We start from the raw sequence: 24,398 nt of genomic DNA, 5'->3' as shown, positions 1-24,398 counted from the left end.
CGGGCGTGGAAATCCAAGCGCGTTGTGTCTAAGCGCACCCGCATGAGCGAACCCGAAGGCTACACCTACGCCCAGGCAGGCGTGTCGATCGCAGCGGGCAATGCCCTTGTGCGGGCGATTGGCCCCCTGGCGAAATCCACCCGGCGCCCCGGCGCGGACGCCGATCTTGGCGGGTTCGGGGGGCTGTTCGATCTGAAGGCCGCCGGGTTCAGCGATCCGCTTCTCGTCGCCGCGAACGATGGCGTCGGCACCAAGCTCAAGCTGGCGATCGATCACAATGCGCATGACGGCGTCGGCGTCGATCTGGTCGCGATGTGCGTCAACGATCTGATCGTGCAGGGCGCAGAGCCGCTCTTCTTCCTCGATTATTATGCCAGCGGAAAGCTCGATCCCGCCGTCGCCGAACGCGTCATCGCCTCGATCGCGGAGGGTTGCCGCCAGGCCGGCTGCGCGCTGATCGGCGGCGAGACTGCCGAAATGCCGGGCATGTATGCCGATGGCGATTATGATTTGGCCGGTTTCTGTGTCGGCGCGGTGGAGCGCAGCGCGCTTCTGGATGGCACCGGGATCGCGCCCGGCGATGTGCTGCTCGGCCTCGCATCGAACGGCGTGCACTCCAATGGCTTCTCGCTCGTCCGCCGCCTTGCTGCGGACAAGGGCTGGAAGATGGATCGCCCCGCCATGTTCGATCAGGACGTCATCCTGATCGACGCGCTGATGGCGCCCACCCGAATCTATGTGAAGAGCCTGCTCCCGCTGCTTCGGCGCGGCGCGATCCATGGCCTCGCGCACATCACTGGCGGCGGCCTGCTGGAGAATATCCCGCGCGTGCTGCCGACGGGATGCCATGCCCGGGTCGATGCCGATGCCTGGCCCCTGCCCCGGCTGATGGCCTTCCTCCAGGCGCAGGGAAATATCGAACCCGAGGAAATGGCGCGCACCTTCAATTGCGGTGTCGGCATGGTCGCGGCGGTCGCGGCGGATCAGGCCGATGCCATCGCCGCCGAACTGGAAGCTGCGGGCGAGACGGTGTTCCGCATCGGCGCAGTCGAAGCGGGCGAGCGCGGATGCACCGTCTCCGGCAAGGGTGAGACATGGAGCGCCCGTGCTGATTGGTCCGCCACGCACCATGGCTGAGGCCGGCTCTGCCGCTAAGCGCAAGCTCGGCATCCTCATCTCGGGGCGCGGCTCCAACATGGCGAGCCTCGTCGAAGCATCGCGCGCGGAGGATTGCCCCTACGAAGTCGTCCTCGTTGCCAGCGACAAGCCCGCAGCCCCCGGCCTCGAATGGGCGCGCGCACACGGCGTCCCCACCTTCGCACAATCGCCCAAGGGCATGCCCAAGGCGGAGTATGAGGCCCGGATCGATGCGGCGCTGCGCGAAGCGGGCGTCGAGGCGATTGCGCTGGCGGGCTATATGCGGCTGCTCTCCGACGATTTCGTCGCTCGCTGGCGCGACCGGATCGTCAACATCCACCCTTCGCTGCTGCCCAAATATAAGGGTCTCGATACCCATGCCCGCGCGCTGGCGATGGGTGACATGGAGGCGGGATGCACGGTGCATATCGTCACCGAAGAACTGGATGGCGGCGAGATTCTGGGCCAGGCAAGTATCCGCATCCAGGCACGCGACACTGCGGAAACGCTGGCGGAACGCGTGCTCGTCGAGGAACATCGCCTCTATCCGCGGGTAGTGTCCGAATGGCTGAACCAACTGCCGCGCTAGAGAAAGTCCGCGAGATTGCCCTCGCCCTGCCCGAGGCGGAGGAGCGTATCAGCCACGGACAGGCCACCTTCTTCGCCACGGGCAAGATGTTCGCGCAGTTCCGCCACGATCACCATGGCGACGGGCGCACCGTGGTAGCGGTCAAGACGAGCGAGGCGGAGGAAGCCCGCATGCTCATCGAACAGGTCCCGGATCAATATTCGCGCGTCGCCTATTTCCGCGCCGAATGGGTCGGGCTGAACCTGTCTGACCCCGATTGGGATCATGTGGGCGACCGGATTGCACGAAGCTGGGAGCTGATCGCCCCCCGCCGCCTGCTGGAGGCGGGTGGGCGCTGAACTGGATGCGTGGCTTTCGATGCGATTTCGGGCGTGCCGGTGGACGCCGCTGGCTAAAGTCCTTGCCCGCTCGCACCCTGCCCCGCGATAAGGGGCCGCGATGATCAAGGTCGCCAGCTACAATATGCGCAAGTCCATCGGCACCGATCGCAGGCGGCGGCCGGAACGGACGCTCGCCGTGCTGGGCGAGATCGATGCCGATGTGATCGCATTGCAGGAGGCGGATCGCCGCTTCGGCACGCGCGCTGCGGTGCTGACCGATCATTTGCTGGGAGATCATGGCGCGTGGAAAGCCGTACCGTTCGGCATCCGCCAGCGCTCGATGGGCTGGCATGGCAACGCGCTTCTGGTCCGCGCCGATGCGCAGGTGGTCGATTGCGAGGCGATCCACCTGCCGTCGCTTGAGCCGCGCGGCGCGGTGATGGCCGATCTGCGGATCCGCGGCCAAGTGATCCGCGTGGTGGGAATGCACCTCGATCTCTCGGGCCTGTGGCGGCGGCGTCAGGCAGCGGCAATCATCGCGCATGTCGAGGCCAGCACGCATCAATATCCCACGGTGCTGATGGGCGACCTCAACGAGTGGAGCGCGGGCAGCGGCTGCCTGCGCGATTTCGCCGCGCATTTCGATTTTGCCGATACCGGCAAGAGCTTCCACGCGCGCAAGCCCGTCGCCCGGCTAGACCGGATCATGGCCTCGCGCGAGCTGACCTTCACCGAAGCCGGCGTGCATGACAGCATGTCCGCGCGCACCGCATCGGATCATCTCCCGGTCTGGGCGACGGTGAAGACCGCCTGATGTCGGAACTCCGCGACAAGGAACTGCGCCTCGCGCTGGTGTGCTACGGCGGGATCAGCCTGGCGGTGTACATGCACGGCATCACCAAGGAGGTATGGCGGCTCGCCCGTGCCTCCGCCGCCGCCCGCGATGGCGAAGGACCGGACAGCATCTACCGCGAATTGCTGGATGAAATCCGTGAAGGCGCGGGGATCAATCTGCGCGTCATCGTGGATATCGTGTCGGGTGCCAGCGCGGGCGGGATCAACGCCGTCTTCCTGGCGCAAGCGCTCGCCACCGGCCAATCGCTTGATCCGCTCACCGATCTGTGGATGGAGCATGCCGATGTCGAGGCGCTGCTGGAACCGCGTCAGGGCCCGTCGAACCGCTTCGCAAAGGTCTGGGCCATTCCGATCGCCTGGATGATCGCGAACCGCAGCAAGACCGTGGACGAAACCGTCGAAGCGGCTGCCCGTGACGAGGTGCGCCTCAAGCTCGAGCGGTTCGTCCGTTCACGCTGGTTCGAGCCGCCCTTCGGGGGACAGATGCTGCTCGGCACCATCGTCGATGCGTTTGAAGCGATGGCGCGGGGGCCGCAGGGCAAGCGCCTGCTCCCCCCCGGCCAGCCGCTCGATCTGTTCGTGACCGTCACCGATTTCCGCGGTTACCCCGAATCGCTCAAGCTCAATTCCCCACCCGAGGTGGTCGAGACCGAGCATCGCCTCGTTTTTCCCTTTACCGATTACGGCAATCCCGGTGAGCCTTTCGCCGACAAATACGGGCTCGCAATGGCCGCGCGGGCCACGTCCAGCTTTCCGGGGGCCTTCCCTCCCTTCACGGTTGCGGAGATCGACGCGCTGCTTGCCGAGCGCGGCGAGAAATGGGCGGCGCGCGACGAATTCCTGCAACGTGTGCTCCCCCGCCAATGGGCGGAAAACGGTGCCGAGCATGCGGTGTTGATCGATGGTTCGGTGCTGGCCAACGCGCCGTTCCGCCCGGCGATGGACGCCCTGCGGGAACGCCCTGCCCGCCGTCAGATCGATCGGCGCTTCGTGTTCATCGATCCTTTCCCCAGCGGTCGACTGGCGCTCTACGGCAAGAAGACCGAAAAGCCGGGCTTCTTCCAGACGATCATCGGCTCGCTATCCGAACTGCCGCGCCAGCAGCCGATCCGCGACAATCTGGAGACGATCGCGCTGCGCTCGGACAAGATCGAGCGGATGCTGGCCATCGTCGCCGAGATCCGCGCCGATGTGGAAACCCAGGTCGAGGCGCTGTTCGGCTATACCTTATGGCTCGATTATCCCACGCCGAAGCGGCTTTCCGCGTGGCGCAGCCGCGCCCAGGTCACCGCGGCGGCCAAGGCGGGCTATGGCCACACCGCTTATGGCCTGCTCAAGGTCGATGGTGCGATCGATCGCATCGCGCAGTTGCTCTACACGATCGGCGACCGGCACGAGCCCGAACGGTTGCGCGAGATCCGCGCGGCGGTGACGGATGCGGTGCAGGCGCGCGGCGCTGACCGGTTCGGCGCGACTCAGTCGAACGGCGCGAGCCCGGCAACGCTGGAATTTCTGCGCACGCATGATCTGGGCTTCCGTATCCGCCGCCTGCGCCTGCTCGCGCGGCGACTGACCGAGATCGATCTGCCGAGCAGCCATGCCGAGCTCCAACCGATGCGCGAGGCGATCTATGAATCGCTCGCTGGCTATCTGGAGCTGAAGCGCGCGGATACCTTCGCCGACCTGCGCGACATGATACGCGGCATGACCGATGATGCCGGGCCGGTGCTCGATATTCTCGGCGAACGCATGGCGCTGAAGGCGCTCGACCGTGAGACCGACGCCCGCCTGTCCGAGGGGTTCAGCGCGCTGTCGCGGGAGCTTCGCCGCCCGATGCTGCTGGCGCATCTCGGGTTCCCCTTCTTCGATATCGCGACGCTGCCGTTGCTTCAGGGTGAGGGCGTGGACGAATTCGATCCCATCCGCGTCGATCGCATCGCGCCCGACGATGCCTGCGCGATCCGCACCGGGGGCGCCGATGCCACGCTGAAAGGCATCCAGTTCAACAGCTTTGGCGCCTTTTTCAGCCGTGCCTATCGGGAAAACGATTATTTGTGGGGCCGCCTTCACGGTGCCGACCGCCTCATCGATATCGTCATCTCCACCCTGCTGGTCGAATCTCGCCCCGGCGAGGCGCGCATCGCGGCGATCAAGCGCGCGGCGTTCCACGCGATCCTCGATGAGGAAGAACCACGGCTCAGGGCCATCCCCAAGCTGTTCGAAGAGTTGCGCGCGGAGATTGGCTAGGCGCGCGCTCAGGGGATGGTTGGCAATCCCCGCGCTACGTCCTAGACCGCCCGTCAGAGGTGAGAGCGAATGCGGTTTCTGAAGGTGCTGTTCTGGTTGCTGCTGGGCGGGCTCGTCGCTGGCTTCGTGATCTATAATGGCGACGAGCGGGTCAGTATCCATCTCTGGAGCGGCCTGATCGCCGATTTCAGCCTGCCGCTGCTGCTGGTGATCACCTTCCTCGCCGGAATGTTGCCTGCCCTGCTCGCTTATCACGCGCTGCGCTGGCGGATGCGCCAGCGGCTGGCGGGGCTCGAACGCGCGCTGGCCGATCTGCGCACCGTCAATGCGCCGGTGGTTGTCGAGGAAGGCGTAGTGATCGTCGAGCCGCAGTCATGAGCCCGATCTACGTCGCGATCGACACGCCCGATCTGGAGCGCGCCAAGGCGATTGCAAGCAAGGTTCACCATCATGTCGGCGGCATCAAGCTGGGGCTTGAATTCTTCATGGCCAACGGCCGCCACGGCGTCCACGAAATGGCCGAGATCGGCATGCCGATCTTCCTCGACCTGAAGTTCCACGACATTCCCAATACCGTGGGCAAGGCGGTACAGGCGCTGCGTCCGCTGGAGCCGGCGATCATCACCGTTCACGCCGCCGGCGGCCGCGCGATGCTCGAAGATGCGAAGGCGGCCGCGCCGACCGGCACCAAGGTGGTGGCGGTGACCATGCTGACCAGCCTCGATTCGGGCGACCTTGCCGCGACCGGGCTCGCCCCCGATCCGCACGAGCAGGTGATGCGGCTGACCGAGCTTGCCAAGTCGGCGGGAGTGGACGGCATCGTATGCTCGGGCAACGAGGTGGCTGCGGCAAAGCGCATATGGCCGCGCGGTTTCTTCGTTGTTCCGGGCGTTCGTCCCGCAAATGGCCCGGTGGGAGACCAGAAGCGCGTCGTCACGCCGCGCGCAGCACTCGACGCGGGCGCTTCGATCCTCGTGGTCGGCCGTCCGATCACCCAGGCGGCGGACCCCGACATGGCCGCCCGTGAGATCGAGGCTACGCTCTAGGGCCATGTTCGAAATCCGCGTCGCCACGCTCGACGATCTAGCGCGCGTCCACCCCATGATCGAACGCGCCTATCGCGGCATTTCAGCGCGGGATGGCTGGACGCATGAGGCGGATCTCGACATCCCCGGCGCGCGCACCGATCTGGAGACGCTCGGCGCGATCGTGGCAGATAGCGGGCAGCGGCTGTTGATCGCCGAACAGGATGGCGTGGTAGCCGGTTGCGTGCATGTGAGCGACGAGGGCAAGCATCTTGCCTATCTGGGGCTGCTTGCAGTCGATCCCGAGCGACAGGCCGGAGGTACCGGCAAGAAGCTGATCGACGCGGCCGAGCGGGTGGCGCGCGACGTCTTCGGCGCCAAGCGCATCGAGATGACGGTGATCGATCAGCGTGAGGAACTGATCGTCTGGTATCGCAGGCGCGGCTATCTGCCCTCGGGCGAAACGCGCGCCTTTCCGGTTCCGATGGACCCGCCTCTATCCATGGTCGTCCTCGTCAAACCGCTTCTCTGAGGCCAGAAAGGCGGCGACCTCGCGTGGCGTGCCCAGCCAGGCCACTTCGCCATCAAATTTCTCGAGCTTGTCGAGCACACCCGGCAATGCGCGCAGGCGGAAGCTGAGCGTGTACCACAGGAAAGCCAGGTCGAAGCGCTCCGGACAGCCCTCCGCCATGTCCGGGCGAACCTTCCCCCGATATTCCCATATGCGGCGCAAGACGCGCCACGTGCAGCGGAAAGGCGGCAGATCAAGCAGCACCACCTTGTCGGCGCGGGCAAGCCGCCGTTCCAGCGTGCTCGAATAATTGCCCTCTATGATCCAGCGCGGTCCCGCCAGCGCCTTGTCAAGGCGAGCCAGCCAGGTCGCATTGTCGACTTCCTGCCAGCCCTGGGACCAGTAAAGCTGGTCGAGGTGGTACAGGGGCAGACCCTCGCGCTCGGCCAATGCGTGCGCGAGGGTCGATTTGCCGCTGCCCGGCGATCCGATGATCAGGATTCGCTCTGCCATGCAGGCCCCATAGCTCAGGGATTGAGCGCCGCGAACATCTCCGCATATTTGCCCTGTGCTTCCGCGAAACGCAGCGGCTTGACGTTCTCGACCAGATTTTCGCGTGCACCCACCTCGAACTGACCCATCGTCTCGGTGATAAACGCGTCGAGCGGCATCCATGCCGGGTTCTCGGCGTGGCCCGGCATCAGATCGGTCTGCACGCCCGGCGGGGCGATCTCGATCACCTCCACGTTCGTGTCCTTGAGCTGGTGGCGCAGCGACTCGGTCCAGCTATGCAGCGCTGCCTTGGTCGCCGAATAGGTCGGCGTGATAGCCAGCGGCACGAAGGCCAGCCCCGAGGTCACCGTCGCGATGGTCGCCTTCGCCTGCCCCATCAGATGCGGGAGCAAAGCTGCGTTGAGCCGCAGCGGGCCCAGGATATTCGTCGCCACGGTCAGTTCCGAATAGGCCAGGTCATAGTCCGGCGCGGTCAGCACCTCGGGGCCCATGATCCCCGCATTATGGATCACGACGTTCAGCGTGGGATGCGCCGCGACGATTTCCTTCGCGAAGCGCACGATGTCGGCCGGGTCGCTCACGTCGAGCGTGGCGGTCGCCATGCCCGGATTGGCCGCTGCGACCTGCTCCAGCAGCGCCGCGCGGCGGCCTGCGATGATCACTTTGTTGCCGCGCGCATGCAGCGCCTCGGCCAGCCCGCGTCCGATACCCGAACCGCCGCCGGTGATGAGGATGGTGTTGCCGGTCATGTTCATTTTGGCCTCCTGGTCTGGGTGATGGACGCCAGATAGCGATAGTGGTACCCGTTGGGGAGAAGGCACCTAAAACATTTATACGCACCTTTGGGAAACCATGGACTACGATCCGCACGATTATCCCGAAGATCTCGATCCTCGCGTCGAGAAGCTGGTCACCGAGATTATCGGCCGCGTCGCCGATAAGTGGACCATGCTGGTCCTCGAAATCCTGACCGAACAGGGCGAACTCCGCTTCTCGAAGCTGCGCGCGGAATGCGAGGGGATCAGCCAGAAGATGCTCACCCAGACGCTCCGCGCAATGGAGCGCGATGGCCTGGTGATCCGCACCGTGCACCCCGTGATCCCCCCCAAGGTGGAGTATCGCCTGACCGAGCTCGGCAACACGCTGGCCGATGCATTCTGCGGCGTCTGGGTCTGGGCCGCGCGCAACCTGGACAAGATCGAAGCTTCGCGGGAGGCGTTTGACGGGAAGCACAATCCTCCCCCGGCGGGGGAAGTGGCGGCCGCAGGCTGACGGAGGGGGCAAGCCACGGGCGATATCGTTTGTGGCGAGCCCCTCCACCGCGTCGCGGTCCCCCTCCCCCTCCGGGGGAGAATTTAAATTGCCAAACCCTCGCCACCCGCCGAAAGGCGAGCCATGCACGTCACCGCCAAGATCTGCGGCCTGTCCACCCCCGAGACGCTCGAAGCGGCTATCGCCGGCGGAGCCAGCCATGTCGGGTTCGTGTTCTTCCCCCCTTCCCCGCGAAACCTGACGCCCGAACAGGCACGCGCGTTTGCTGCGCGGGTGCCGGGCCATGTCGGCAAGGTCGGCGTATTCGTCGATCCCGACGATGCACTGCTGGAAGCGGTGCTGCCCATTCTCGATGCGGTGCAGCTCCACAAGACCAGCCCCGAGCGCGCCGCCACGATCCGCAAGCCGGTCTGGGCCGCGGTCGCGGTGAAGACCCGCGCCGATCTCGATCAGGCGCGCGCCTATGCGGGCGCTGCCCAGCGCATCCTCTACGACGCCAAAACCCCGGACAGCGCCGCTCTGCCCGGCGGCATGGGGGTGCGCTTTGACTGGACCCTGCTCCAGGGATTCGCCCACCCCCTCCCCTGGGCGCTCTCCGGCGGGCTCGATTCCTCCAATGTAGCCGAAGCCGCCCGCGTCACCGGCGCTGCGCTGGTCGATGTCTCCTCCGGCGTCGAAAGCGCGCCGGGCATCAAGGATGTGGACAAGATCGCCGCGTTCCTTAAGGCGGTCCGCGAGCTATGACCGCACCCAATTCCTATCGCGCCCAGCCGGACCAGCGTGGGCATTTCGGCCAGTTCGGCGGCCGCTTCGTCGCCGAGACGCTGATGCCGCTGATCCTCGATCTCGAACGCGAATATCGCGCCGCAAAGGCCGATCCCGCCTTCAGGCAAGAGTTCGACGATCTGCTCAAGCATTTCGTCGGTCGCCCCAGCCCGCTTTATTATGCCGAGCGCCTTACCGAGCATTACCGCGAGAGCGCCGCTCCGGGCAAAGGCGCGAAGATCTATTTCAAGCGCGAAGAGCTGAACCACACCGGCGCGCACAAGATCAACAATTGCATCGGTCAGATCCTGTTGGCCAGGCGCATGGGCAAGACCCGCATCATCGCGGAGACCGGCGCGGGCCAGCACGGCGTGGCGACCGCCACCGTCGCCGCGCGCTTCGGCCTGCCCTGCGTAATCTTCATGGGCGCCAAGGACGTTGAGCGGCAAAAGCCCAATGTTTTCCGGATGAAGTTGCTCGGGGCGGAGGTGAATCCCGTCACCAGCGGCGCCGAGACGCTGAAGGATGCGATGAACGAGGCGATGCGCGATTGGGTCGCCAACGTTCACGACACCTTCTACATCATCGGCACCGCCGCCGGTCCGCACCCCTATCCCGAGCTGGTGCGCGACTTTCAGAGCGTGATCGGCACCGAGACCCGCGAGCAGATCCTTGAGCGCGAAGGCCGCCTGCCCGATCTGCTGATCGCGGCCGTGGGTGGCGGATCGAACGCGATTGGGCTGTTCCACCCGTTCCTCGACGATGCCAACGTCGCGATGCTCGGCATCGAGGCGGCGGGGCACGGCATGGATTCCGACAAGCACGCCGCGTCGCTGAACGGCGGCAAGCCCGGCATCCTCCACGGCAACCGCACCTATCTGCTCCAGGACGAAGACGGCCAGATCACCGAGGCCCACTCGATCTCCGCCGGGCTCGATTATCCGGGCATCGGCCCCGAGCATAGCTGGCTGCACGAAAGCGGTCGGGTGGATTACGAGCCGATCACCGATACGCAGGCGCTCGAAGCGTTCCAGCTCTGTTGCCGGCTGGAGGGCATCATCCCCGCGCTGGAATCCTCCCATGCACTCGCAGCTTTGGAGACCAAGGCACGGGAAATGGACGAGGATCAGCTGATCGTCGTCAATGTCTCGGGCCGCGGTGACAAGGACATCTTCACCGTCGCCGAAGCGCTGGGGGTGGAATTGTGACCACCATCCGTCATCCCAGCGAACGCTGGGATCGCACGCCTCGACCACGCGCATGGTCGCGCGAGACCCCAGCTTCCGCTGGGGTGACGGTGGGGGCGATGAACTTCTCCCGTCATCCCAGCGAAAGCTGGGATCGCACGCCTCAGGCACGCGCTCGGTCGCGCGAGACCCCAGCTTCCGCTGGGGTGACGGCGGGCGCGATGAACCTCTCCCGTCATCCCGGCGAAAGCTGGGATCGCATGCCCCAACCGCGCGCGTGGTCGCGCGAGACCCCAGCTTCCGCTGGGGTGGCGGCGTGCGCGATGAAATTCTCGCGTCATCCCAGCGAAAGCTGGGATCGCATGCCCCAGGCACACGCCCAATTGCACACGGCACCGGCTTGCGCCGGGACGATCGGAACATCATGAGCCGCCTAGCCACCGCCTTCCCCGCCGATCGCGCCGCGCTGATCACCTTCATCACCGCTGGTGACGGCGACACCTCTGCCATCCTCGATGCCCTTGTCGAGGGCGGCGCAGACGTGATCGAGATCGGCATGCCGTTCACCGATCCGATGGCCGATGGTCCCACGATCCAGGCCGCTAACCTGCGCGCGCTGGCCAAGGGCATCACCACCGCCGATGTGCTCGCCCTTGCCCGCGATTTCCGCGCACGCCACGATGTGCCGCTCGTCCTGATGGGCTACGCCAACCCGATGACCGTCCGCGGCCCCGAATGGTTTGCAAAGGCCGCAGCCGAAGCAGGGATCGATGGCGTGATCTGCGTGGATATCCCCGCCGAGGAAGATGACAGCCTGGGCGATGCGCTCCGCGCCGAGGGCGTCGACGTCATCCGCCTCGCCACGCCGACCACCGATGCCGCGCGCCTGCCCGCCGTGCTCGAAGGGGCCAATGGCTTCCTCTATTACGTCTCGGTCGCCGGAATCACCGGGCTGCAACAGGCCGCCCAGGCTTCGATCGCGGACGCGGTCCGCCGCCTCAAATCCGTCACGGATCTTCCCGTCGCGGTGGGCTTCGGCGTGCGCACCCCCGATCAGGCCGCGGACATCGCACGCGTTGCCGATGGCGTGATCGTCGGCTCGGCCATTGTCGAGCTCATCGGCAAGCATGGCGAAGATGCGCCGCGCCACGTTCGCGCCTATATTCAATCGCTATCGACGGCGATTCACGCCGCAAAGGAAGTTGCATGACCTGGATCAGCCGCGTTCGTAACGCGCTCGCCTATGTCACCACCCGCTCGACCGAGAGCCCCGACAATCTCTGGCACAAGTGCAAGGGCTGCGGGACGATGGTGTTCCTGAAGGAACTGGAGGCCAACCAGCACGTCTGCACGCACTGCGATCATCACGATCGCATCGGCCCGGCAAAGCGGTTCGAGTATCTGTTCGATGCGGATAGCTACACCGTGCTGCCCAGCCCCAAGGTGGCTGAGGACCCGCTCAAGTTCCGCGATCAGAAGCCCTATCCCGCCCGCCTCAAGGCCGCCCGCGCCGCCACCGGCGAGCAGGACGCGTTCCTCAACGCTTCCGGCACGATCCACGGGCGCAGGGCCGTGATCGGCGTTCAGGATTTCGCCTTCATGGGCGGCTCCATGGGCCAGGCCGTGGGCGAGGCGTTCATTGCCGGCGTCGAAGCCGCCATCGCCGATCGCGCGCCCTATATCGTCTTCACCGCTTCGGGCGGCGCGCGCATGCAGGAAGGCATTCTGAGCCTGATGCAGATGCCGCGCACTACCGTGGCGATCGAGATGCTCCACGATGCCGGCCTGCCCTATATCGTCGTGCTGACCGATCCCACTTCGGGCGGCGTGATGGCGGCCTATGCGATGCTGGGCGACGTCCAGATCGCCGAGCCGCGCGCCACGCTCGCCTTCACCGGCCGTCGCGTGATCGAGAACACGATCCGCGAAAAGCTGCCCGACGATTTCCAGACCTCCGAATATTATCTCGAGCACGGGCTGATCGACATGGTCACCCACCGCAAGGATCTGCGCGACAAGCTCGGCCAGCTGATCGGCCTGCTGTGCGAGGCAAAGCAGGCGGCATGATTTCCGTTTCTCCCTCTCCCCTTCAGGGGAGAGGGTCGGGGAGAGGGGCTGTTGCGGCACCTTCTCGACAGGCCCCTCTCCCCAGCCCTCTCCCCGCAGGCGGAGAGAGGGAGTAATGGACCACGCCACCTCCTCCGATCCCGCCGTCCAGCGCCAGCTCGATCGGCTCACCATGCTCTCCCCCGGTGCCGATATCCTCGGCCTGGGCCGCATCACCGAACTGCTCGGGCGCGTCGGCGATCCGCATCTGCGCCTGCCCCCGGTCATTCATGTCGCGGGCACCAATGGAAAGGGATCGACCTGCGCCTTCCTGCGCGCATCGATCGAGGCGGCAGGACTGCGCACGCACGTCTATTCCAGTCCCCACCTCGTTCGCTTCAACGAGCGCATTCGCCTCGCTGGCACGCTGATCGACGATGCCGAGCTTGCCCCGCTGCTGGAGGAGGTTCTGAGCGCTGGGGGCGATATCGGCGCGAGCTTCTTCGAAGTCACCACCGCCGCCGCTTTCCTCGCCTTTGCGCGCACGCCTGCGGATGCCTGCATCGTCGAAGTCGGCCTTGGCGGGCGGCTTGACGCGACGAACGTGATCCAGCGCCCCGCCGTCACCGGAATCGCGCAGCTCGGCGTCGATCATCAAAGCTTCCTGGGTGATACGGCAGAGGCCATCGCCGCCGAAAAGGCCGGCATCGCCAAGCCCGATGTGCCGCTCGTCACCATGGCCTATCCCGATCCGATCGCCCTCACCGTCGCAGCGATAGCCGCGACCGGCGGCGCGCCGGTCCAAGCAGCGGGCGATGCCTGGCACTGGCAGGTTCAAGGCGATCGGCTGCTATACAGTGACGGGGCCGGAACGGTCGAAACACCCCTCCCCGCGCTCGCCGGCCCGCACCAGCCCGCCAATCTCGCGCTCGCCATCGCATTGCTGCGCCACCAGCACGCGCTTGCCATCCCCGATAGCGCCTTCGCGGCTGGGGCTCGAAACGCTCGATGGCCCGCGAGAATGCAGCGCCTCAGCGAAGGCCCGCTGCTCGATCTGCTTCCTCCGGCAAGCACGCTCTGGCTCGATGGCGGCCACAACGAAGCCGCCGCCGCCGCCGTCAGCGCTACCGTCGCGCAGGTGGCCGAAGGCCGCCCGCTTCACCTCATCATCGGCATGCTCTCAAACAAGGATGCCCGTGGCCTGCTCGCGCCCTTCGCGCCGCTGGCCACCAGCCTCCATGCGGTTCCGGTACCGGGCCATGAGCATCACGCTCCCGCAGCGCTGGCCGGGATCGCCCGCGATCTGGGCATCACCGATACATCGATGGCACCCGATGTGCCGTCCGCCCTCCGCAATATCGCCGCGCAGGGCGGCGCGCCCGCCGTGCTGGTACTCGGTTCGCTATACCTCGCGGGCAAGGTGCTGGAAACGAACGGCGAGCTTCCCGCCTGACCCGCGGGCAAGCCCATCCGCAATTCGTCATGCCGGACCTCGTTCCGGCATCGACTGCGCCGCAAGCGCATCGCGCCGAAGCTCCAGCTCTCACCCAGCCGCGCGGTGGCCCCCGGAACAAGTCCGGGGTGACGAAGGGCGCGATCGACAGCCTCCCCGCCAGCTCTCGGCGCGATCGCCAGCGCCCCCGATCGTCATGCCGGACCCCGTTCCGGCATCCACCACGCCGCAAGCGCAGACCGAGGAAGCTCCAGCTCTGACCCAGCCACGCGGTGGACCCCGGAACAAGTCCGGGGTGACAGAGGGCGCGGTCCACACCCCTCCGGTGAAGCGCTCAAGAGTGGCGCCGCGCTACCGCGAAATCCGTCAGCCCGCCTCATCTCATCGCAACCCGTCCTTATTGCGATTGACTATCATTAGCGTTTCACGCAAATTCCCGTTCACAGTCATCGGGAGTCATCATGACCGTCAGCACCATGCTTTCCACCACCCTTCCCGCACTCCAACCCGAGGACGCTGGCGCCCGACTCTTCCTCTTCGGCGTTCGTCAGATCGGCATGCATGGCCTGCACGATGCTTGCGCGGCCCACTCTTTCGTCACCGCGTTCGGCAAGGACTTCCAGCGCCCCCTAGTTCTCCTCCGCGCACTGATGCAGGAGATGTCGGCGATCTCCTCCGGCCCGATCCAGATCGCCCCATGGTGCTGCCCGCGCATCACCGGTGCAGAGGCCGCATTGCTCGAAGTCATGGCCAGGGTGCGCACAAATCCACAGAGCGCCGCCGTCCTGCTCGCTGACATGCTCGGGGTGCGTGATGCCTGCGGCGTCCTCGTGACGGCCCATGCGCTCGCGAACGCATTCGCCGACCTCGCATTGCCGCTGGGCGAGTGACAAACGGCCACCGGTTACTGATGGCATGCTGCGGCCTTGATCCGTCGCGCGAAACGTCGGGCAGCCCCCTATCCAACCCCCTGCGCGGGCAGTTCGATACCGGTGAGCATCCAACGCATCCCGCGCAGCCGGAAGATCAGCGCGCCGCTCTTGCCGTCCTTGCGCACCAACCGGAACCGGTCGATCCCGTCGCGGCGCATCTCCATGTCGCTGGCCTTGAGTTTGACTGCGCCGCGCGCGGGCTGCGCCGCCAGCGGGGCTGCGGCAAAGATCACGCGCATCGCTTCAGGGGTAAGCGCCGCGTCGACCAGCCGGTCGGCGATCCCGCCCGCGACCAAAGCCTCGAGCACACCGTCGTCGCGCCTGCCATTCTCCACCCGCGCACGCAGCTGCGCCTTCAGGCTGGCGCGGAGCGACTCATAATCCACGCGCCGCGATAGCGCGTCCACGTCGCGCGCCTCGGCGGCGTCCTTCATCGTCTGCACGGTCCACCAGGGCGACGCCCAATACCAGCCTCCCCCGGCCAGCGCCGCGAGCAGCGCCACCGCGATCAGGATCCGTTTCATGCCGCGCCGCCGCGCAACCGGGCCAGCGTTTCCGCCGCCCAGCGATACATGTCGGCATCGGCGGCGCGCTGCTGGCGGTCGAGATGCCGCATCCGCGTCTCGACCTCCTCCAGCACCTTGATCGCGCGCCGCTCCCAACCTTCGGCGATCAGCAATGCGGCGTATCGGCAGCGTGCTTCCTCGCCGGCAATTCGCGTCACGACATCCTCGTAGATGGCAAGCGCCTCGGCATTGCGCCCCAGATGCTCCAGCGCCTTGGCACGCAGCAGCGCCTGCCGGTCCTTCTCGCTCTGGCCGGCCGGCTCGGGCATCGTGTCGAGCAGCGCCAGCGCCTCCATGGCCTGCCCGGTCTCATAGAGCGATGCGGCCAGCTTACCCTGCGTGCGCAGGTCGGGCTCGCCCACGGTCATGCGGATGCTCTCGCGATATAGCGGCAGCGCCTCGGCGTGCCGGCCCAGCGCAGCCATCGCGTCCCCCACGCGCAGGCGATTGGCCGCGGTATCGGCAAGATCGAGCGCCTCCTGCGCCGCGCGCAGGTCGCGCTCCGGATCGATCAGCGCAACGACATTGCTCTTCGCGGTGCGCACGTGCCGGATTCCGCCCAGCCCGGGCAACATCTCGACAACGAAATAGGCGAGCGCGCTGACGACAGGCAGGAAGATCAGCGCGGACAGCCAGATCGGATTGCGCCCGTTGCGCATCAGATGGACGATGCAGATCACCTGCAGCCCGATCACCGCGAGATACGGCATCAGGCGGTCTTGGCGGGTTCCTCGGCGCCCGCCCGCGCCTTTCGGACGCTTTCGACGACGAAGCCCTTTCGCCAGAGAATCCAAAGCAGGATCATGCCCGGAAGCGCGACCACCGTGGTCATCAGCCAGAAGCCCACCCAGCCGAGTTGCTCGGCGAAATAGCCCGCCGGCGCGGCAAGCCAGGTCCGCCCGACGCCGGCAAGCGATGACAAGAGGGCGAACTGCGTCGCGGTATAGGCCAGGCTCGACAGTCCGGAGAGATAGGTGACGAACACGGTCAGCCCCATTCCGCTGGTGACCTGCTCGGTGGCCACGGCGATCGTCAGCCACAGGTTCGAATGGCCCTGCGTTGCCAGTATCGCGAAGGTGAGATTGCTCACCATCATCAGCAATCCGGATACGAACAGCGCCCGACCCATTCCCAGCCACGCCATCAGCGGTGCCGATAGCGCGGTGCCGACGATCAGACCCCAGAAGCCAATCACCTTGTTGATCGCGATGAATTCGGTGTCGCTGAAGCCCAGTTCCACGATCATCGGGTTCAGCATCGCCTGCCCCATCGCGTCACCCAGTTTGTAGATGATCACGAACAACAGGATGAGCACCGCTCCGCGCCGGACGAGGAATTCGCGGAACGGCCCGATCAGCGTCGATTCGAGCCATTCGCCGGGCTTTTGCTTCGGTGCCGCGCTCAGCACCTTGTCGTGCAGCCCAGGCCCCATCCACAAGGCGGCGATCAGCCCGGGAAGAATGCAGAAGCCGGTAAGGCCATAGGCCATTGCCCAGCCCAGGTTCAGCCCCTCTGGAGAGGCGATAGCGATCGTGCCGACGCCTGCCGCAAACGCGCCGAGCCGATATCCGAACTGGTTGTTCGCGGTGCCATGCGCCAGTTCGTCTTCGGGGAGGATCTCGATGCGATACGCATCGATGATGATGTCCTGCGTCGCGCCCAGAAATGCCGTTGCGATTGCCCAGAAGGCGAAGACGCCCAGATGCAGTTCCGGCTGGCTTGCTCCCAGCATCCATACCGAGACGAAAAGCAGCGCCTGGATCGTGAACAGCCACGCGCGGCGTTGACCAAACAGGCCGGTGAGCACCGGCAGTTTCAGCCGGTCCACCAGCGGCGCCCACAGGAATTTGAGCGTGTAGGGAGTCGTCAGCCCGATCGCGAAGCCGATCGTCTTCTTCTCGATGCCAACCTTGGCGAGCCAGAACGTCATGGTCCCGAGCAGCAACGCCAGCGGGAATCCGCTCGAAATACCGAGCAGCAGCGCAGCGATCGGCCGCGAGCGGAGATAGGGCGCCATGGTCGCGAGAAAGCCGCGGCGGGTGCCTTCCTCAAATGTCGTATCGCTCGCCATTCCGCTTGCCCCCTAGGATTTTCGCGCCGAAACTAGCGCAAAGGAAGGAGAGGACAAGGATGAACGCGCCGACCGAAGGCCAGCTTGCCCTTGCCGCCGCGCTCGCCCGTGGCGGTGCGAAGGGCGATGGAGGGATCAGCCATGTCGATGCAGCCGCCTATACCTCGCGCCGGCGCTTTGAGGACGAGCGCGACAGCATCTTCGCCCGCGTGCCTTTGGTCATCGCCCCCTCGGCGCTGCTCCCCGAGCCCAACATGGCCGTGCCGCATGACGGCTTCGGCAAGCCGCTGCTGATCGCCCGCGACAAGGATGGACAGGCGCATGTCTTCCTCAATGTCTGCCGCCATCGCGGCACGCGGCTGGTGGAGGGATGCGCGGCGGTCAAAGCCCCGCGCCTTGTCTGCCCCTATCATGCCTGGACCTATGCGCTCGACGGCCGCCTGACTGGCGTTCCCCGCGCCGAAACATTTCCCGGTCTGGACAAGGCGGCGCACGATCTCCGTCGCCTGCCCACCCGCGAGGCGGGCGGGCTGATCTGGTTCTCCTTCGATGAAGGCGCGGATTTCAGCGAGGCAGAGACGCTGGCGCAGGAATTCGAGGCTTTCGATCTCGCCGCCCAGCATCATTTCCGCCGCCGCACGCATGATGTGAAGGCGAACTGGAAGCTGATCATGGATGCGTTCCTCGAATCCTATCACGTCCAGCGCCTCCACGCCGGAACGATCGGCCCCTTCTTCAAGGATGGCGTCTCCACGGCAGACACGATCGGCCCGCACCAGCGCAGCGCCGTCGGCCGCGAAGGGGCGCTCGACTCCAGCGATTGGGCTGCGCTGCGCGCGGCGATCACCTACACCTATCAGATGTTCCCCGGCGCGGTGCTCGTCGTCAGTCCCGATTATATCAACCTGATGGTGCTGATGCCCCAGGCGGAGGATCGCGTGCTGGTCGAGGATTTCATGCTCATTCCGGAAGCTCCCGCCACCGAAAAGGCGCTCGCCCATTGGGAGCGTAGCTGGGAGCTGCTCGACGGCGGCGTCTTCGCCGGAGAGGATTTCCGCGCCGCCGAGCTTGGCCAGCAGGGACTGGCCTCAGGCGCCGTCGAGCGCCTCACCCTCGGCACGCTCGAACGCGGCATCCGCCATTTCCACGACGCGGTGGAACAATCCCTCTCCCGCCGGGAGAGGGAGGGAGGCGCGCAAGCGCCGGAAGGGTGAGGGTCGAAACCCACACCCGGCACAAGGTCGGGTGACTGCCTGGCGAAAGTGCCTCAGCCTACCTTGCCGAACAGGCTGAACCCCGCCGGCAATTTGCGCGGTGCCTTCCGCCCCTCGATCGCGGCCTCCACCGCATCGATCGCCGCGAGCAGGTCGCGCTGGGCATAGGGCTTGGCCAGGCATCCCGCGGCGAAGTCCTTCGCTTCGCCGGGGCAGTTGCCGGTAACGAACATCACGGCGATCCCGCGCCCGTGCGCAGCCTGCGCAACCTCGACCCCGCTTCCGTCGGACAAGGCAACGTCGACGAGCAGCAGGTCGATCTCTTCCGCTTCGGCGATCAGCGCGAGCGCATCGGCCACCGAATCCACCGTCCCGGCGATCTCGAAGCCTTCCTGGGTCAGGAAATGCTCATTGTCGAACGCCACCAGCGGCTCGTCCTCCACGATGAGGAGCCGCTCGATCCGCCGCTTCTTCTTGCCTCCAAACAACATTCGTTACGCTCTCAGCCGGTTCGCCCGGGCATTAACGCGCAAAACGTTTTCCGGGCGCAATAATTTTTGCGACACGCCGCACAATCGCTATATCGCCCGCGTGCCCCCATCGAAACCCAATGAGCCCGCCCGCGAGGGCCAGCGCATCGCCAAGCTGTTGGCCCGTGCCGGAATCGCGTCCCGCCGTGAAATCGAGCGCATGATCGCCGAGGGCCGCGTCGCGCTCGATGGCAAGACGCTGGATACGCCCGCCACCGTGCTGACCTCGCTGGAGGGTGTGACGGTCGATGGCAATCCGGTTGCCGCTCCGGAGCCTGCGCGGCTCTTTCGCTATCACAAGTCTGCCGGCCTGCTCACGGCGGAGCGCGATTTCACCGGACGCATGACGATCTATGATCGCATGCCGGCGGGGCTTCCCCGCGTGATGCCGGTCGGCCGCCTCGATCTCAACACCGAAGGGCTGCTGCTCCTCACCACCGATGGCGAACTCAAGCGCCAGCTCGAATTGCCTTCCTCGGGGGTCGAGCGCAGCTATCGCGCCCGCGCTTATGGCAACATCACCCAGCCTCAGCTTGAGGATCTGATGCTCGGCGTGGAGATCGAGGGCGTCCGCTATGGCCCGATCAACGCCAATATCGAGCGGCGCACCGGCGCGAACGTGTGGATCGAGCTGACGCTGACCGAGGGCAAGAACCGCGAAGTCCGCCGTGTCCTCGAATATCTCGGGCTCGAAGTCAGCCGCCTGATCCGCACGCGCTATGGCCCCTTTTATCTCGGCGATCTGCCCGTCGGCGATGTCGATGAGATCCGCCAGAACGACCTGGCGACCTTCCGCACGGTTCTGTCCAAGCCCGGCGGGGGCAAGGCGGCGTCGAACCTGCAATTCGCGGTGCGCCAGCGCGTGCCTGCGGCACCCAAACCGCAACCGGTGCAGGCCGGTGGCCGCGAGCCAGACGGCCAGCGCAGCCGGGCCCAGGCCCCGCCCCGCGCCCGCGCCGCTTCCCCAAGCCCCGAACCGGTCGAACCGCGCTTCACGCCGCGTGGCACGCCCCCTCGCGCCGAGCGCCCGGCGCGCGAAGAAGCACCAGCCCGTCGTGGCTCTCCACGCGCCGCGTCCGCGGGCGAAGCACGCTTCACCCCGCGCGTCACCCCGGCCCGCGCCACTGACCGCCCCTCGCGTCCCGATCGCGCTCCCCGGGACGAGACCATCGCCAAGCCCGCCCGCGCCGCGCGTGCTCGCGCGCATCGCGACACGCTCGAGCCCCGGCCTCCGCGCTCCGGCCCTGATCGGCCGACCAAGGGTCCATCCGGCGGCCGTGGCAGGCCGTCGCGTCCGGGCGGCCCCGGCAAGTCGGCGCGCCCGCCGCGCACGCGCAAATGAGGATCATCGCAGGCCAGTGGCGCGGGCGTCCGCTCGTCGCGCCCAAAGGGGATACCACCCGCCCCACCGCAGATCGCACGCGTGAGGCATTATTCTCGATGCTCACCAGCCGTGTCGGCAGCTTCGAGGATCTGGCGGCTGCCGATCTCTTCGCAGGTTCGGGTGCGCTGGGGCTCGAAGCCCTGTCGCGCGGCGCGGCTACCTGCCTGTTCGTCGAGCAGGACAAGGCCGCGATCGACGCGCTCAAGGCCAATATCGCGAAGCTGGGCGCAAAGGGCGCCGATGTCCGCGCCGGATCGGTGATGGCGCTCGGTCCCGCGGTAAAGCCGCTCGACCTCATCCTGATGGATCCGCCCTATGGCACCAGCGCGGGCAGCGTCGCGCTCGACAAGCTGGCTCGCCTCGGCTGGACGAGCCCCGCCACCTGGGTGAGCATCGAGACGGCGAAGGACGAGGAACCCGAGATCGCCGGTTTCACCGCCGATACGTCACGCGTCCACGGCAAGGCCCGCATCACGCTGCTGCGCGCGTCCTAGGGAAAGGCACTTCATCAAGCCCCCTTCCCCTCGTCACCCCGGGCTTGCCCCGGGGTCCCGCTTCTCCTTCAACCCCACCCGATCCAGCTCTAAAGCCACGGCCTCAGCGTATAGCTGATCGTCTGCGCCGCGCCGCCGCGCTCGATCTCCAGCGTCACCTGCTTGCCCGGCGCACCATTGGTGTTGCGGATCAGCGTGCTCAGGTCGCCGCCCTTCAACACATCTCCCTTCTTTACCCCCGCTGCCGCTGCCGGGCTTCCCGTCCCGACATCGCTGATCGTCACCTGTCCGCCCTTTTCGGTCAGCCACAGGCCGGAGAGGCGATACCCGAACGCACGGGGCGTCAGTCCATTGGGTGCGATCCACAGCGATCCATCCGATACGCGCGTGGTCAGGTGGAATCGGCCGATCGCTTCCAGCCCGATCAGCCCCGCGGTCTCGTGTGAAATCGTCCCCGGCGCGCTGAGCGATACCAATGGCCTCTCGATCGCGTGGCCGCCGAAGCTGAGCTTCTCCGCGCGCACCAGCCGTGTCGGGATGCCTGCGGCCCCGAAGCCCCGCGCCTCCGTCGGCACATAGGGACGGCTATCGTCCCACAATCCGCTCTTCGCGGTCGCCCGCCCGTCCAGCGAGAGCGCGCGCGAGAAGCCGGTGTCCATGATGAACTCGCCCGCAAACCCGTCCACCTGCGCGTCCATCACGATCTTGGGCGCGACGTCCTTCATGGTGAAGCGCGATTTGACGCGGCTGAGCCCGGCGAAATCCGGGCGTCCATCGGTATAGGCCCGCCATTCGCCCTTCACGAAATCCAGGTCGCTGTCATAGCTAGTGAACAGGCCCGATCCGAACCCGCCGACCAGATCGGCCCCCAGCAGCCCGTCGCGCGTGCCGGCAAACACCATGTTGTTGAAGCGGATGCCGCTCGCCAGCCGCACTTCCTTGGCGACGTAATTGCTATATTCGCTCACGCCGCCGCCGATGCCGAAGCGCCGCTGTCCGGGCCGCGAGGACAGGCCTCGTCGCCGCGCGAAGCTGTCCTCGATAAAGCTCAGTCCGCTGCCGGTATCGAGCACGAAGAAGAACGGCCCCTTGCCGTCGAGCATCGCGCCGATCCAGACGCGGCCATTTTCCAGCACGATCCTGCTGATAAAGGGCGGGCGGCCCGCTGCGGCCAATGCCCGGCCAAACGGCACTCCCGCCGCCAGCGCAGCGCCGCCGCCGATCACGCTTCTTCTGCTCAGCATCGTCACGCTCGGCTCCTTCAGCTTTCCGTCAGCCTAAGCGGGCCGCGTGACGGTTTGAAAGCGCTATTTGCGCTTCCTGAGCGTCATCAGCGCGATCAGGCTCAGCATGCCCGCACCCGCCAGATACAGCCCCACCCAAAGCAGCCCGCCACGCACGACCAGCGCCTGCGCGATCAGCGGCGTCAGCCCGCCGCCGATGATCCCGCCGATGTTGAACGTCACCGAAACCCCGGTGTAGCGCACCCGCGCCGGAAACAGGCTGGGCAGCCAGCCTCCCAGCGGCCCATAGACCAGCCCCATGGTGAACAGCGCAAAGACCAGCCAGCCGAACAGCATCACCGGCGCATCGGGGGCAAGCATCCCAACCATCGACAGCCCGGCGGGAACCGTCACGACGCAGCCGATCGACAGCACCAGCGATGCGCTGAACTTGTCGGCATAGCTGCTCGCGATCCAGATCCCCGCCGCCATGAACAGGATCGCGCCCAGTTCCAGCCCCAGGAACGTCTCACGGTCATAGCCCAGCGCCTTGGTACCATATCCGATGATGAACACGGTAGAGATGTAGAAGAGCGCGAAGCACGCGACCGTCGCCAGCGTGCCCGCGATCGTCGGGTGAAGGTGGTCGCGCAGCAATTCGCCCACCGGCACGCGCGGCGGCGGCGCCTTTTCCTGCGCCTCCACGAATGCCGGCGTCTCGGTCAGCGTCAGCCGCACCCACAGCCCCAGCAGCACCAGCAGCGCGCTGGCGAGGAACGGCAGCCGCCATCCCCATGCGGCGAATTGCGCGTCGGTCAGCACCGCGCCCAGGATCAGGAAGAAGCCGTTGGCGCAGATGAAGCCCACCGGTGCGCCCATCGGCGGGAACGCGCCATAGCGATTGGCCCAGCCCGGCGGCGCATTCTCCACCGCGAGCAGGCTCGCCCCGCCCCATTCGCCGCCCAGCCCAAGCCCCTGGCCGAAGCGCAGCAGGCAGAGCAGCAGCGGCGCGACCCAGCCGATCATGGCATAAGTGGGCAGGAACGCGATCAGCACGGTCGATATGCCCATCAGCATCAGCGACGCGACCAGCGTGGATTTGCGCCCCAGCCGGTCCCCGAAATGGCCGAACACCAGCCCGCCCAGCGGCCGCGCAAAGAAAGCCACGCTGAAGCTCGCATAGGATGCAAGCTGCGCCAGCCCCGGATCGGTCGCCGGAAAGAACAGGATGGGGAAAACCAGCGCCGCGGCGGTCGCATAGATATAGAAATCGTAGAACTCGACCGATGTGCCCACCAGGCTGGCGAACAGGATCCGGCGATGCGATGCAGGCGCGGTGTTGGTCATGTAGCTCTCCCCGTCACGCTCCTATTCCGAAAGCGGCCGATGGGAAACAGATTAGAGCAAGCCTGCCGCGAAGGTCGTCAGCTCCGGAAGCACTCGGTGCGCTTGATCTCGACGATCTCGCCCTTGTCGTCGCGAACCTCCTCGCGCCCGGGCACGCAGGGCGGGCGCTCCTTCGGGGTCGAGGTTCGCCACGCGACGAACGCCGCCACCACGGCGATCGCGAGCACGATCCCCAGCCTGAGTTTGCGGTTCGGCATCTTCATCGGGCCAGCCTAGTCGCGCCGCGCGCCGCCCGCAATCAGGGTGCGGGATAGCGCTCGAACGCCGGCAATTCGTGCAGCGTCGCCATCCAGCCGATCCGCTCGGCGGTCTGGATCTGCGCCTGGATCGGGATCTCGCCCGGATCGTCCAGCGTCGCCGATTGCACGTCGATCATGCCGGGGAAGATCACTTCGTTGGTGTAGAACAGGCTCGTGCCGCAATCGCCGCAGAAATGGCGGCGGCCATGTTCGGAAGAGGCATAGACGCGCGGCGTCCCCTCGATCCGGATGGCCTCCGCGCTGGTAAGCGCCCAGCTCACCAGCGGCGCCCCCGTCGCCCTCCGGCAATCCGTGCAGTGACACGCGGCGTGGTGCGCGACTTCACCCGGCATTTCATAGCGGATCGCTCCGCAATGGCACTGGCCCTTGGGCATGTTCCTATCTCCCTCTCGAATCG

The 24,398-nt window shown here is 66.4% G+C and carries 28 protein-coding genes; 18 read left to right on the top strand and 10 right to left on the bottom strand.

The annotated features are described in order from the left end of the window. Positions 1 to 42: 42 nt before the first annotated feature. The 8 genes from purM (at position 43) to SSO01S_RS03750 (ending at position 6,705) form a co-directional block, all read left to right on the top strand. Positions 43 to 1,137 (top strand): phosphoribosylformylglycinamidine cyclo-ligase, encoded by a 1,095-nt coding sequence (purM, locus tag SSO01S_RS03780; RefSeq protein ID WP_066795397.1) that lies wholly within the window; start codon positions 43 to 45, stop codon positions 1,135 to 1,137. Further along, positions 1,130 to 1,726 carry a phosphoribosylglycinamide formyltransferase gene (gene purN / locus SSO01S_RS17150; RefSeq protein ID WP_083942828.1) on the top strand — a complete coding sequence of 199 codons (597 nt, stop codon included), beginning with the start codon at positions 1,130 to 1,132 and terminating at the stop codon, positions 1,724 to 1,726. Before purM ends, purN begins: the two co-directional genes overlap by 8 nt. Beyond that, positions 1,702 to 2,064 carry an MmcQ/YjbR family DNA-binding protein gene (locus SSO01S_RS17145; RefSeq protein ID WP_083942827.1) on the top strand — a complete coding sequence of 121 codons (363 nt, stop codon included), beginning with the start codon at positions 1,702 to 1,704 and terminating at the stop codon, positions 2,062 to 2,064. Before purN ends, SSO01S_RS17145 begins: the two co-directional genes overlap by 25 nt. Before the next feature lie 100 nt (positions 2,065 to 2,164). After that, the gene (locus SSO01S_RS03770; RefSeq protein ID WP_066795394.1) at positions 2,165 to 2,860 is read left to right on the top strand and encodes an endonuclease/exonuclease/phosphatase family protein; all 696 of its coding nucleotides are present in this window, start codon (positions 2,165 to 2,167) and stop codon (positions 2,858 to 2,860) included. Continuing rightward, the gene (locus SSO01S_RS03765) at positions 2,860 to 5,148 is read left to right on the top strand and encodes a patatin-like protein (RefSeq protein WP_066795391.1); all 2,289 of its coding nucleotides are present in this window, start codon (positions 2,860 to 2,862) and stop codon (positions 5,146 to 5,148) included. Before SSO01S_RS03770 ends, SSO01S_RS03765 begins: the two co-directional genes overlap by 1 nt. 69 nt (positions 5,149 to 5,217) lie before the next feature. Beyond that, positions 5,218 to 5,526, top strand: a complete 309-nt coding sequence (locus tag SSO01S_RS03760) for a LapA family protein (RefSeq protein WP_066795388.1) — start codon at positions 5,218 to 5,220, stop codon at positions 5,524 to 5,526. Then, the gene (pyrF, locus tag SSO01S_RS03755; protein ID WP_066795378.1) at positions 5,523 to 6,194 is read left to right on the top strand and encodes an orotidine-5'-phosphate decarboxylase; all 672 of its coding nucleotides are present in this window, start codon (positions 5,523 to 5,525) and stop codon (positions 6,192 to 6,194) included. Before SSO01S_RS03760 ends, pyrF begins: the two co-directional genes overlap by 4 nt. A gap of 4 nt (positions 6,195 to 6,198) precedes the next feature. Beyond that, positions 6,199 to 6,705 carry a GNAT family N-acetyltransferase gene (locus SSO01S_RS03750; RefSeq protein WP_066795374.1) on the top strand — a complete coding sequence of 169 codons (507 nt, stop codon included), beginning with the start codon at positions 6,199 to 6,201 and terminating at the stop codon, positions 6,703 to 6,705. Here SSO01S_RS03750 and SSO01S_RS03745 read toward each other — a convergent pair. Both SSO01S_RS03745 and SSO01S_RS03740 read right to left on the bottom strand, forming a co-directional pair. After that, positions 6,670 to 7,197, bottom strand: coding sequence for a P-loop NTPase family protein (locus SSO01S_RS03745; RefSeq protein ID WP_066795371.1), 528 nt, complete (start codon positions 7,195 to 7,197; stop codon positions 6,670 to 6,672). The two genes, SSO01S_RS03750 and SSO01S_RS03745, sit on opposite strands and share 36 nt — an antisense overlap. A gap of 14 nt (positions 7,198 to 7,211) precedes the next feature. After that, positions 7,212 to 7,952, bottom strand: coding sequence for an SDR family oxidoreductase (locus SSO01S_RS03740; protein WP_066795367.1), 741 nt, complete (start codon positions 7,950 to 7,952; stop codon positions 7,212 to 7,214). A gap of 97 nt (positions 7,953 to 8,049) precedes the next feature. Between SSO01S_RS03740 and SSO01S_RS03735 the strand changes: the two genes are divergently transcribed. The 7 genes from SSO01S_RS03735 to SSO01S_RS03705 all read left to right on the top strand — a co-directional run bounded on the left by SSO01S_RS03735 (position 8,050) and on the right by SSO01S_RS03705 (position 14,810). Then, the gene (locus SSO01S_RS03735; protein ID WP_066795363.1) at positions 8,050 to 8,469 is read left to right on the top strand and encodes a winged helix-turn-helix transcriptional regulator; all 420 of its coding nucleotides are present in this window, start codon (positions 8,050 to 8,052) and stop codon (positions 8,467 to 8,469) included. A gap of 123 nt (positions 8,470 to 8,592) precedes the next feature. Further along, positions 8,593 to 9,213: a phosphoribosylanthranilate isomerase gene (locus tag SSO01S_RS03730; protein WP_066795360.1), complete on the top strand. Its 621-nt coding sequence runs from the start codon at positions 8,593 to 8,595 to the stop codon at positions 9,211 to 9,213. Then, on the top strand, positions 9,210 to 10,442 hold the full coding sequence (trpB, locus tag SSO01S_RS03725) for a tryptophan synthase subunit beta (protein ID WP_066795357.1): 1,233 nt from the start codon (positions 9,210 to 9,212) through the stop codon (positions 10,440 to 10,442). The genes SSO01S_RS03730 and trpB overlap by 4 nt, the downstream gene beginning before the upstream one ends. Positions 10,443 to 10,845: 403 nt before the next feature. Then, entirely contained in the window at positions 10,846 to 11,631 is a 786-nt protein-coding gene (gene trpA / locus SSO01S_RS03720; RefSeq protein WP_066795354.1) for a tryptophan synthase subunit alpha, read from the top strand. Continuing rightward, complete coding sequence (gene accD, locus SSO01S_RS03715) at positions 11,628 to 12,488, top strand: acetyl-CoA carboxylase, carboxyltransferase subunit beta (RefSeq protein ID WP_066795351.1); 861 nt, start codon at positions 11,628 to 11,630, stop codon at positions 12,486 to 12,488. The genes trpA and accD overlap by 4 nt, the downstream gene beginning before the upstream one ends. Positions 12,489 to 12,603: 115 nt before the next feature. After that, entirely contained in the window at positions 12,604 to 13,920 is a 1,317-nt protein-coding gene (locus SSO01S_RS03710) for a bifunctional folylpolyglutamate synthase/dihydrofolate synthase (RefSeq protein WP_066795348.1), read from the top strand. A gap of 461 nt (positions 13,921 to 14,381) precedes the next feature. After that, on the top strand, positions 14,382 to 14,810 hold the full coding sequence (locus tag SSO01S_RS03705) for a DUF6628 family protein (protein WP_066795345.1): 429 nt from the start codon (positions 14,382 to 14,384) through the stop codon (positions 14,808 to 14,810). A 68-nt stretch (positions 14,811 to 14,878) separates the two neighbouring features. On the opposite strand, the gene SSO01S_RS03700 is transcribed toward SSO01S_RS03705, so the two are convergent. From SSO01S_RS03700 to SSO01S_RS03690, 3 genes are read right to left on the bottom strand one after another with little or no spacing between them, the layout of a single operon-like run. Continuing rightward, positions 14,879 to 15,376 carry a DUF2939 domain-containing protein gene (locus SSO01S_RS03700; RefSeq protein WP_066795342.1) on the bottom strand — a complete coding sequence of 166 codons (498 nt, stop codon included), beginning with the start codon at positions 15,374 to 15,376 and terminating at the stop codon, positions 14,879 to 14,881. After that, entirely contained in the window at positions 15,373 to 16,128 is a 756-nt protein-coding gene (locus SSO01S_RS03695) for a tetratricopeptide repeat protein (RefSeq protein WP_245646566.1), read from the bottom strand. The genes SSO01S_RS03700 and SSO01S_RS03695 overlap by 4 nt, the downstream gene beginning before the upstream one ends. After that, entirely contained in the window at positions 16,128 to 17,489 is a 1,362-nt protein-coding gene (locus tag SSO01S_RS03690) for an AmpG family muropeptide MFS transporter (RefSeq protein WP_066795339.1), read from the bottom strand. The genes SSO01S_RS03695 and SSO01S_RS03690 overlap by 1 nt, the downstream gene beginning before the upstream one ends. A 59-nt stretch (positions 17,490 to 17,548) precedes the next feature. Between SSO01S_RS03690 and SSO01S_RS03685 the strand changes: the two genes are divergently transcribed. After that, positions 17,549 to 18,703 carry an aromatic ring-hydroxylating oxygenase subunit alpha gene (locus SSO01S_RS03685; RefSeq protein ID WP_066795337.1) on the top strand — a complete coding sequence of 385 codons (1,155 nt, stop codon included), beginning with the start codon at positions 17,549 to 17,551 and terminating at the stop codon, positions 18,701 to 18,703. 53 nt (positions 18,704 to 18,756) lie between these two features. On the opposite strand, the gene SSO01S_RS03680 is transcribed toward SSO01S_RS03685, so the two are convergent. Beyond that, entirely contained in the window at positions 18,757 to 19,194 is a 438-nt protein-coding gene (locus tag SSO01S_RS03680) for a response regulator (RefSeq protein WP_066795335.1), read from the bottom strand. 100 nt (positions 19,195 to 19,294) lie between these two features. Here SSO01S_RS03680 and SSO01S_RS17140 point away from each other — a divergent pair, with 100 nt between their 5' ends. Both SSO01S_RS17140 and rsmD read left to right on the top strand, forming a co-directional pair. Continuing rightward, the gene (locus SSO01S_RS17140) at positions 19,295 to 20,575 is read left to right on the top strand and encodes a pseudouridine synthase (protein WP_281178670.1); all 1,281 of its coding nucleotides are present in this window, start codon (positions 19,295 to 19,297) and stop codon (positions 20,573 to 20,575) included. Next, a complete protein-coding gene (gene rsmD, locus SSO01S_RS03670) occupies positions 20,572 to 21,111 on the top strand; it encodes a 16S rRNA (guanine(966)-N(2))-methyltransferase RsmD (protein WP_066795333.1) in 540 nt (179 codons plus the stop codon). The genes SSO01S_RS17140 and rsmD overlap by 4 nt, the downstream gene beginning before the upstream one ends. An 89-nt stretch (positions 21,112 to 21,200) precedes the next feature. On the opposite strand, the gene SSO01S_RS03665 is transcribed toward rsmD, so the two are convergent. The 4 genes from SSO01S_RS03665 to SSO01S_RS03650 all read right to left on the bottom strand — a co-directional run bounded on the left by SSO01S_RS03665 (position 21,201) and on the right by SSO01S_RS03650 (position 24,375). Further along, positions 21,201 to 22,355 carry an aspartyl protease family protein gene (locus SSO01S_RS03665; protein WP_066795324.1) on the bottom strand — a complete coding sequence of 385 codons (1,155 nt, stop codon included), beginning with the start codon at positions 22,353 to 22,355 and terminating at the stop codon, positions 21,201 to 21,203. Between the two features lie 63 nt (positions 22,356 to 22,418). Then, complete coding sequence (locus tag SSO01S_RS03660; RefSeq protein ID WP_066795322.1) at positions 22,419 to 23,681, bottom strand: MFS transporter; 1,263 nt, start codon at positions 23,679 to 23,681, stop codon at positions 22,419 to 22,421. 77 nt (positions 23,682 to 23,758) lie between these two features. Beyond that, complete coding sequence (locus tag SSO01S_RS03655) at positions 23,759 to 23,944, bottom strand: hypothetical protein (protein WP_066795318.1); 186 nt, start codon at positions 23,942 to 23,944, stop codon at positions 23,759 to 23,761. A 35-nt stretch (positions 23,945 to 23,979) separates the two neighbouring features. Beyond that, positions 23,980 to 24,375 (bottom strand): GFA family protein, encoded by a 396-nt coding sequence (locus tag SSO01S_RS03650; protein WP_066795313.1) that lies wholly within the window; start codon positions 24,373 to 24,375, stop codon positions 23,980 to 23,982. Between the last annotated feature and the right edge of the window lie 23 nt (positions 24,376 to 24,398).

The sequence above is a fragment of the Sphingomonas soli NBRC 100801 genome, assembly GCF_001591025.1.
GTDB lineage: Bacteria > Pseudomonadota > Alphaproteobacteria > Sphingomonadales > Sphingomonadaceae > Sphingomonas > Sphingomonas soli.
Note: the sequence above shows the minus strand (reverse complement) of the source record. Positions and strands in the feature narration are given on the sequence as shown.

Excerpts from the sequence above, each read along its gene's own strand:
- rsmD (WP_066795333.1), top strand. The coding sequence starts at position 20,572 with ATGAGGATCATCGCAGGCCAGTGGCGCGGGCGTCCGCTCGTCGCGCCC.
- SSO01S_RS03765 (WP_066795391.1), top strand. The coding sequence starts at position 2,860 with ATGTCGGAACTCCGCGACAAGGAACTGCGCCTCGCGCTGGTGTGCTAC.
- SSO01S_RS03730 (WP_066795360.1), top strand. The coding sequence starts at position 8,593 with ATGCACGTCACCGCCAAGATCTGCGGCCTGTCCACCCCCGAGACGCTC.
- SSO01S_RS03660 (WP_066795322.1), bottom strand. The coding sequence starts at position 23,681 with ATGACCAACACCGCGCCTGCATCGCATCGCCGGATCCTGTTCGCCAGC.
- SSO01S_RS03650 (WP_066795313.1), bottom strand. The coding sequence starts at position 24,375 with ATGCCCAAGGGCCAGTGCCATTGCGGAGCGATCCGCTATGAAATGCCG.
- purM (WP_066795397.1), top strand. The coding sequence starts at position 43 with ATGAGCGAACCCGAAGGCTACACCTACGCCCAGGCAGGCGTGTCGATC.
- SSO01S_RS03710 (WP_066795348.1), top strand. The coding sequence starts at position 12,604 with ATGGACCACGCCACCTCCTCCGATCCCGCCGTCCAGCGCCAGCTCGAT.
- trpB (WP_066795357.1), top strand. The coding sequence starts at position 9,210 with ATGACCGCACCCAATTCCTATCGCGCCCAGCCGGACCAGCGTGGGCAT.
- SSO01S_RS03750 (WP_066795374.1), top strand. The coding sequence starts at position 6,199 with ATGTTCGAAATCCGCGTCGCCACGCTCGACGATCTAGCGCGCGTCCAC.
- trpA (WP_066795354.1), top strand. The coding sequence starts at position 10,846 with ATGAGCCGCCTAGCCACCGCCTTCCCCGCCGATCGCGCCGCGCTGATC.
- SSO01S_RS03745 (WP_066795371.1), bottom strand. The coding sequence starts at position 7,197 with ATGGCAGAGCGAATCCTGATCATCGGATCGCCGGGCAGCGGCAAATCG.
- SSO01S_RS03740 (WP_066795367.1), bottom strand. The coding sequence starts at position 7,952 with ATGAACATGACCGGCAACACCATCCTCATCACCGGCGGCGGTTCGGGT.
- SSO01S_RS03695 (WP_245646566.1), bottom strand. The coding sequence starts at position 16,128 with ATGCCGTATCTCGCGGTGATCGGGCTGCAGGTGATCTGCATCGTCCAT.
- SSO01S_RS03685 (WP_066795337.1), top strand. The coding sequence starts at position 17,549 with ATGAACGCGCCGACCGAAGGCCAGCTTGCCCTTGCCGCCGCGCTCGCC.
- SSO01S_RS03690 (WP_066795339.1), bottom strand. The coding sequence starts at position 17,489 with ATGGCGAGCGATACGACATTTGAGGAAGGCACCCGCCGCGGCTTTCTC.
- SSO01S_RS03665 (WP_066795324.1), bottom strand. The coding sequence starts at position 22,355 with ATGCTGAGCAGAAGAAGCGTGATCGGCGGCGGCGCTGCGCTGGCGGCG.
- SSO01S_RS17145 (WP_083942827.1), top strand. The coding sequence starts at position 1,702 with ATGGCTGAACCAACTGCCGCGCTAGAGAAAGTCCGCGAGATTGCCCTC.
- accD (WP_066795351.1), top strand. The coding sequence starts at position 11,628 with ATGACCTGGATCAGCCGCGTTCGTAACGCGCTCGCCTATGTCACCACC.
- purN (WP_083942828.1), top strand. The coding sequence starts at position 1,130 with ATGGCTGAGGCCGGCTCTGCCGCTAAGCGCAAGCTCGGCATCCTCATC.
- SSO01S_RS03655 (WP_066795318.1), bottom strand. The coding sequence starts at position 23,944 with ATGAAGATGCCGAACCGCAAACTCAGGCTGGGGATCGTGCTCGCGATC.
- SSO01S_RS03735 (WP_066795363.1), top strand. The coding sequence starts at position 8,050 with ATGGACTACGATCCGCACGATTATCCCGAAGATCTCGATCCTCGCGTC.
- SSO01S_RS03770 (WP_066795394.1), top strand. The coding sequence starts at position 2,165 with ATGATCAAGGTCGCCAGCTACAATATGCGCAAGTCCATCGGCACCGAT.
- pyrF (WP_066795378.1), top strand. The coding sequence starts at position 5,523 with ATGAGCCCGATCTACGTCGCGATCGACACGCCCGATCTGGAGCGCGCC.
- SSO01S_RS03680 (WP_066795335.1), bottom strand. The coding sequence starts at position 19,194 with ATGTTGTTTGGAGGCAAGAAGAAGCGGCGGATCGAGCGGCTCCTCATC.
- SSO01S_RS03705 (WP_066795345.1), top strand. The coding sequence starts at position 14,382 with ATGACCGTCAGCACCATGCTTTCCACCACCCTTCCCGCACTCCAACCC.
- SSO01S_RS03700 (WP_066795342.1), bottom strand. The coding sequence starts at position 15,376 with ATGAAACGGATCCTGATCGCGGTGGCGCTGCTCGCGGCGCTGGCCGGG.
- SSO01S_RS03760 (WP_066795388.1), top strand. The coding sequence starts at position 5,218 with ATGCGGTTTCTGAAGGTGCTGTTCTGGTTGCTGCTGGGCGGGCTCGTC.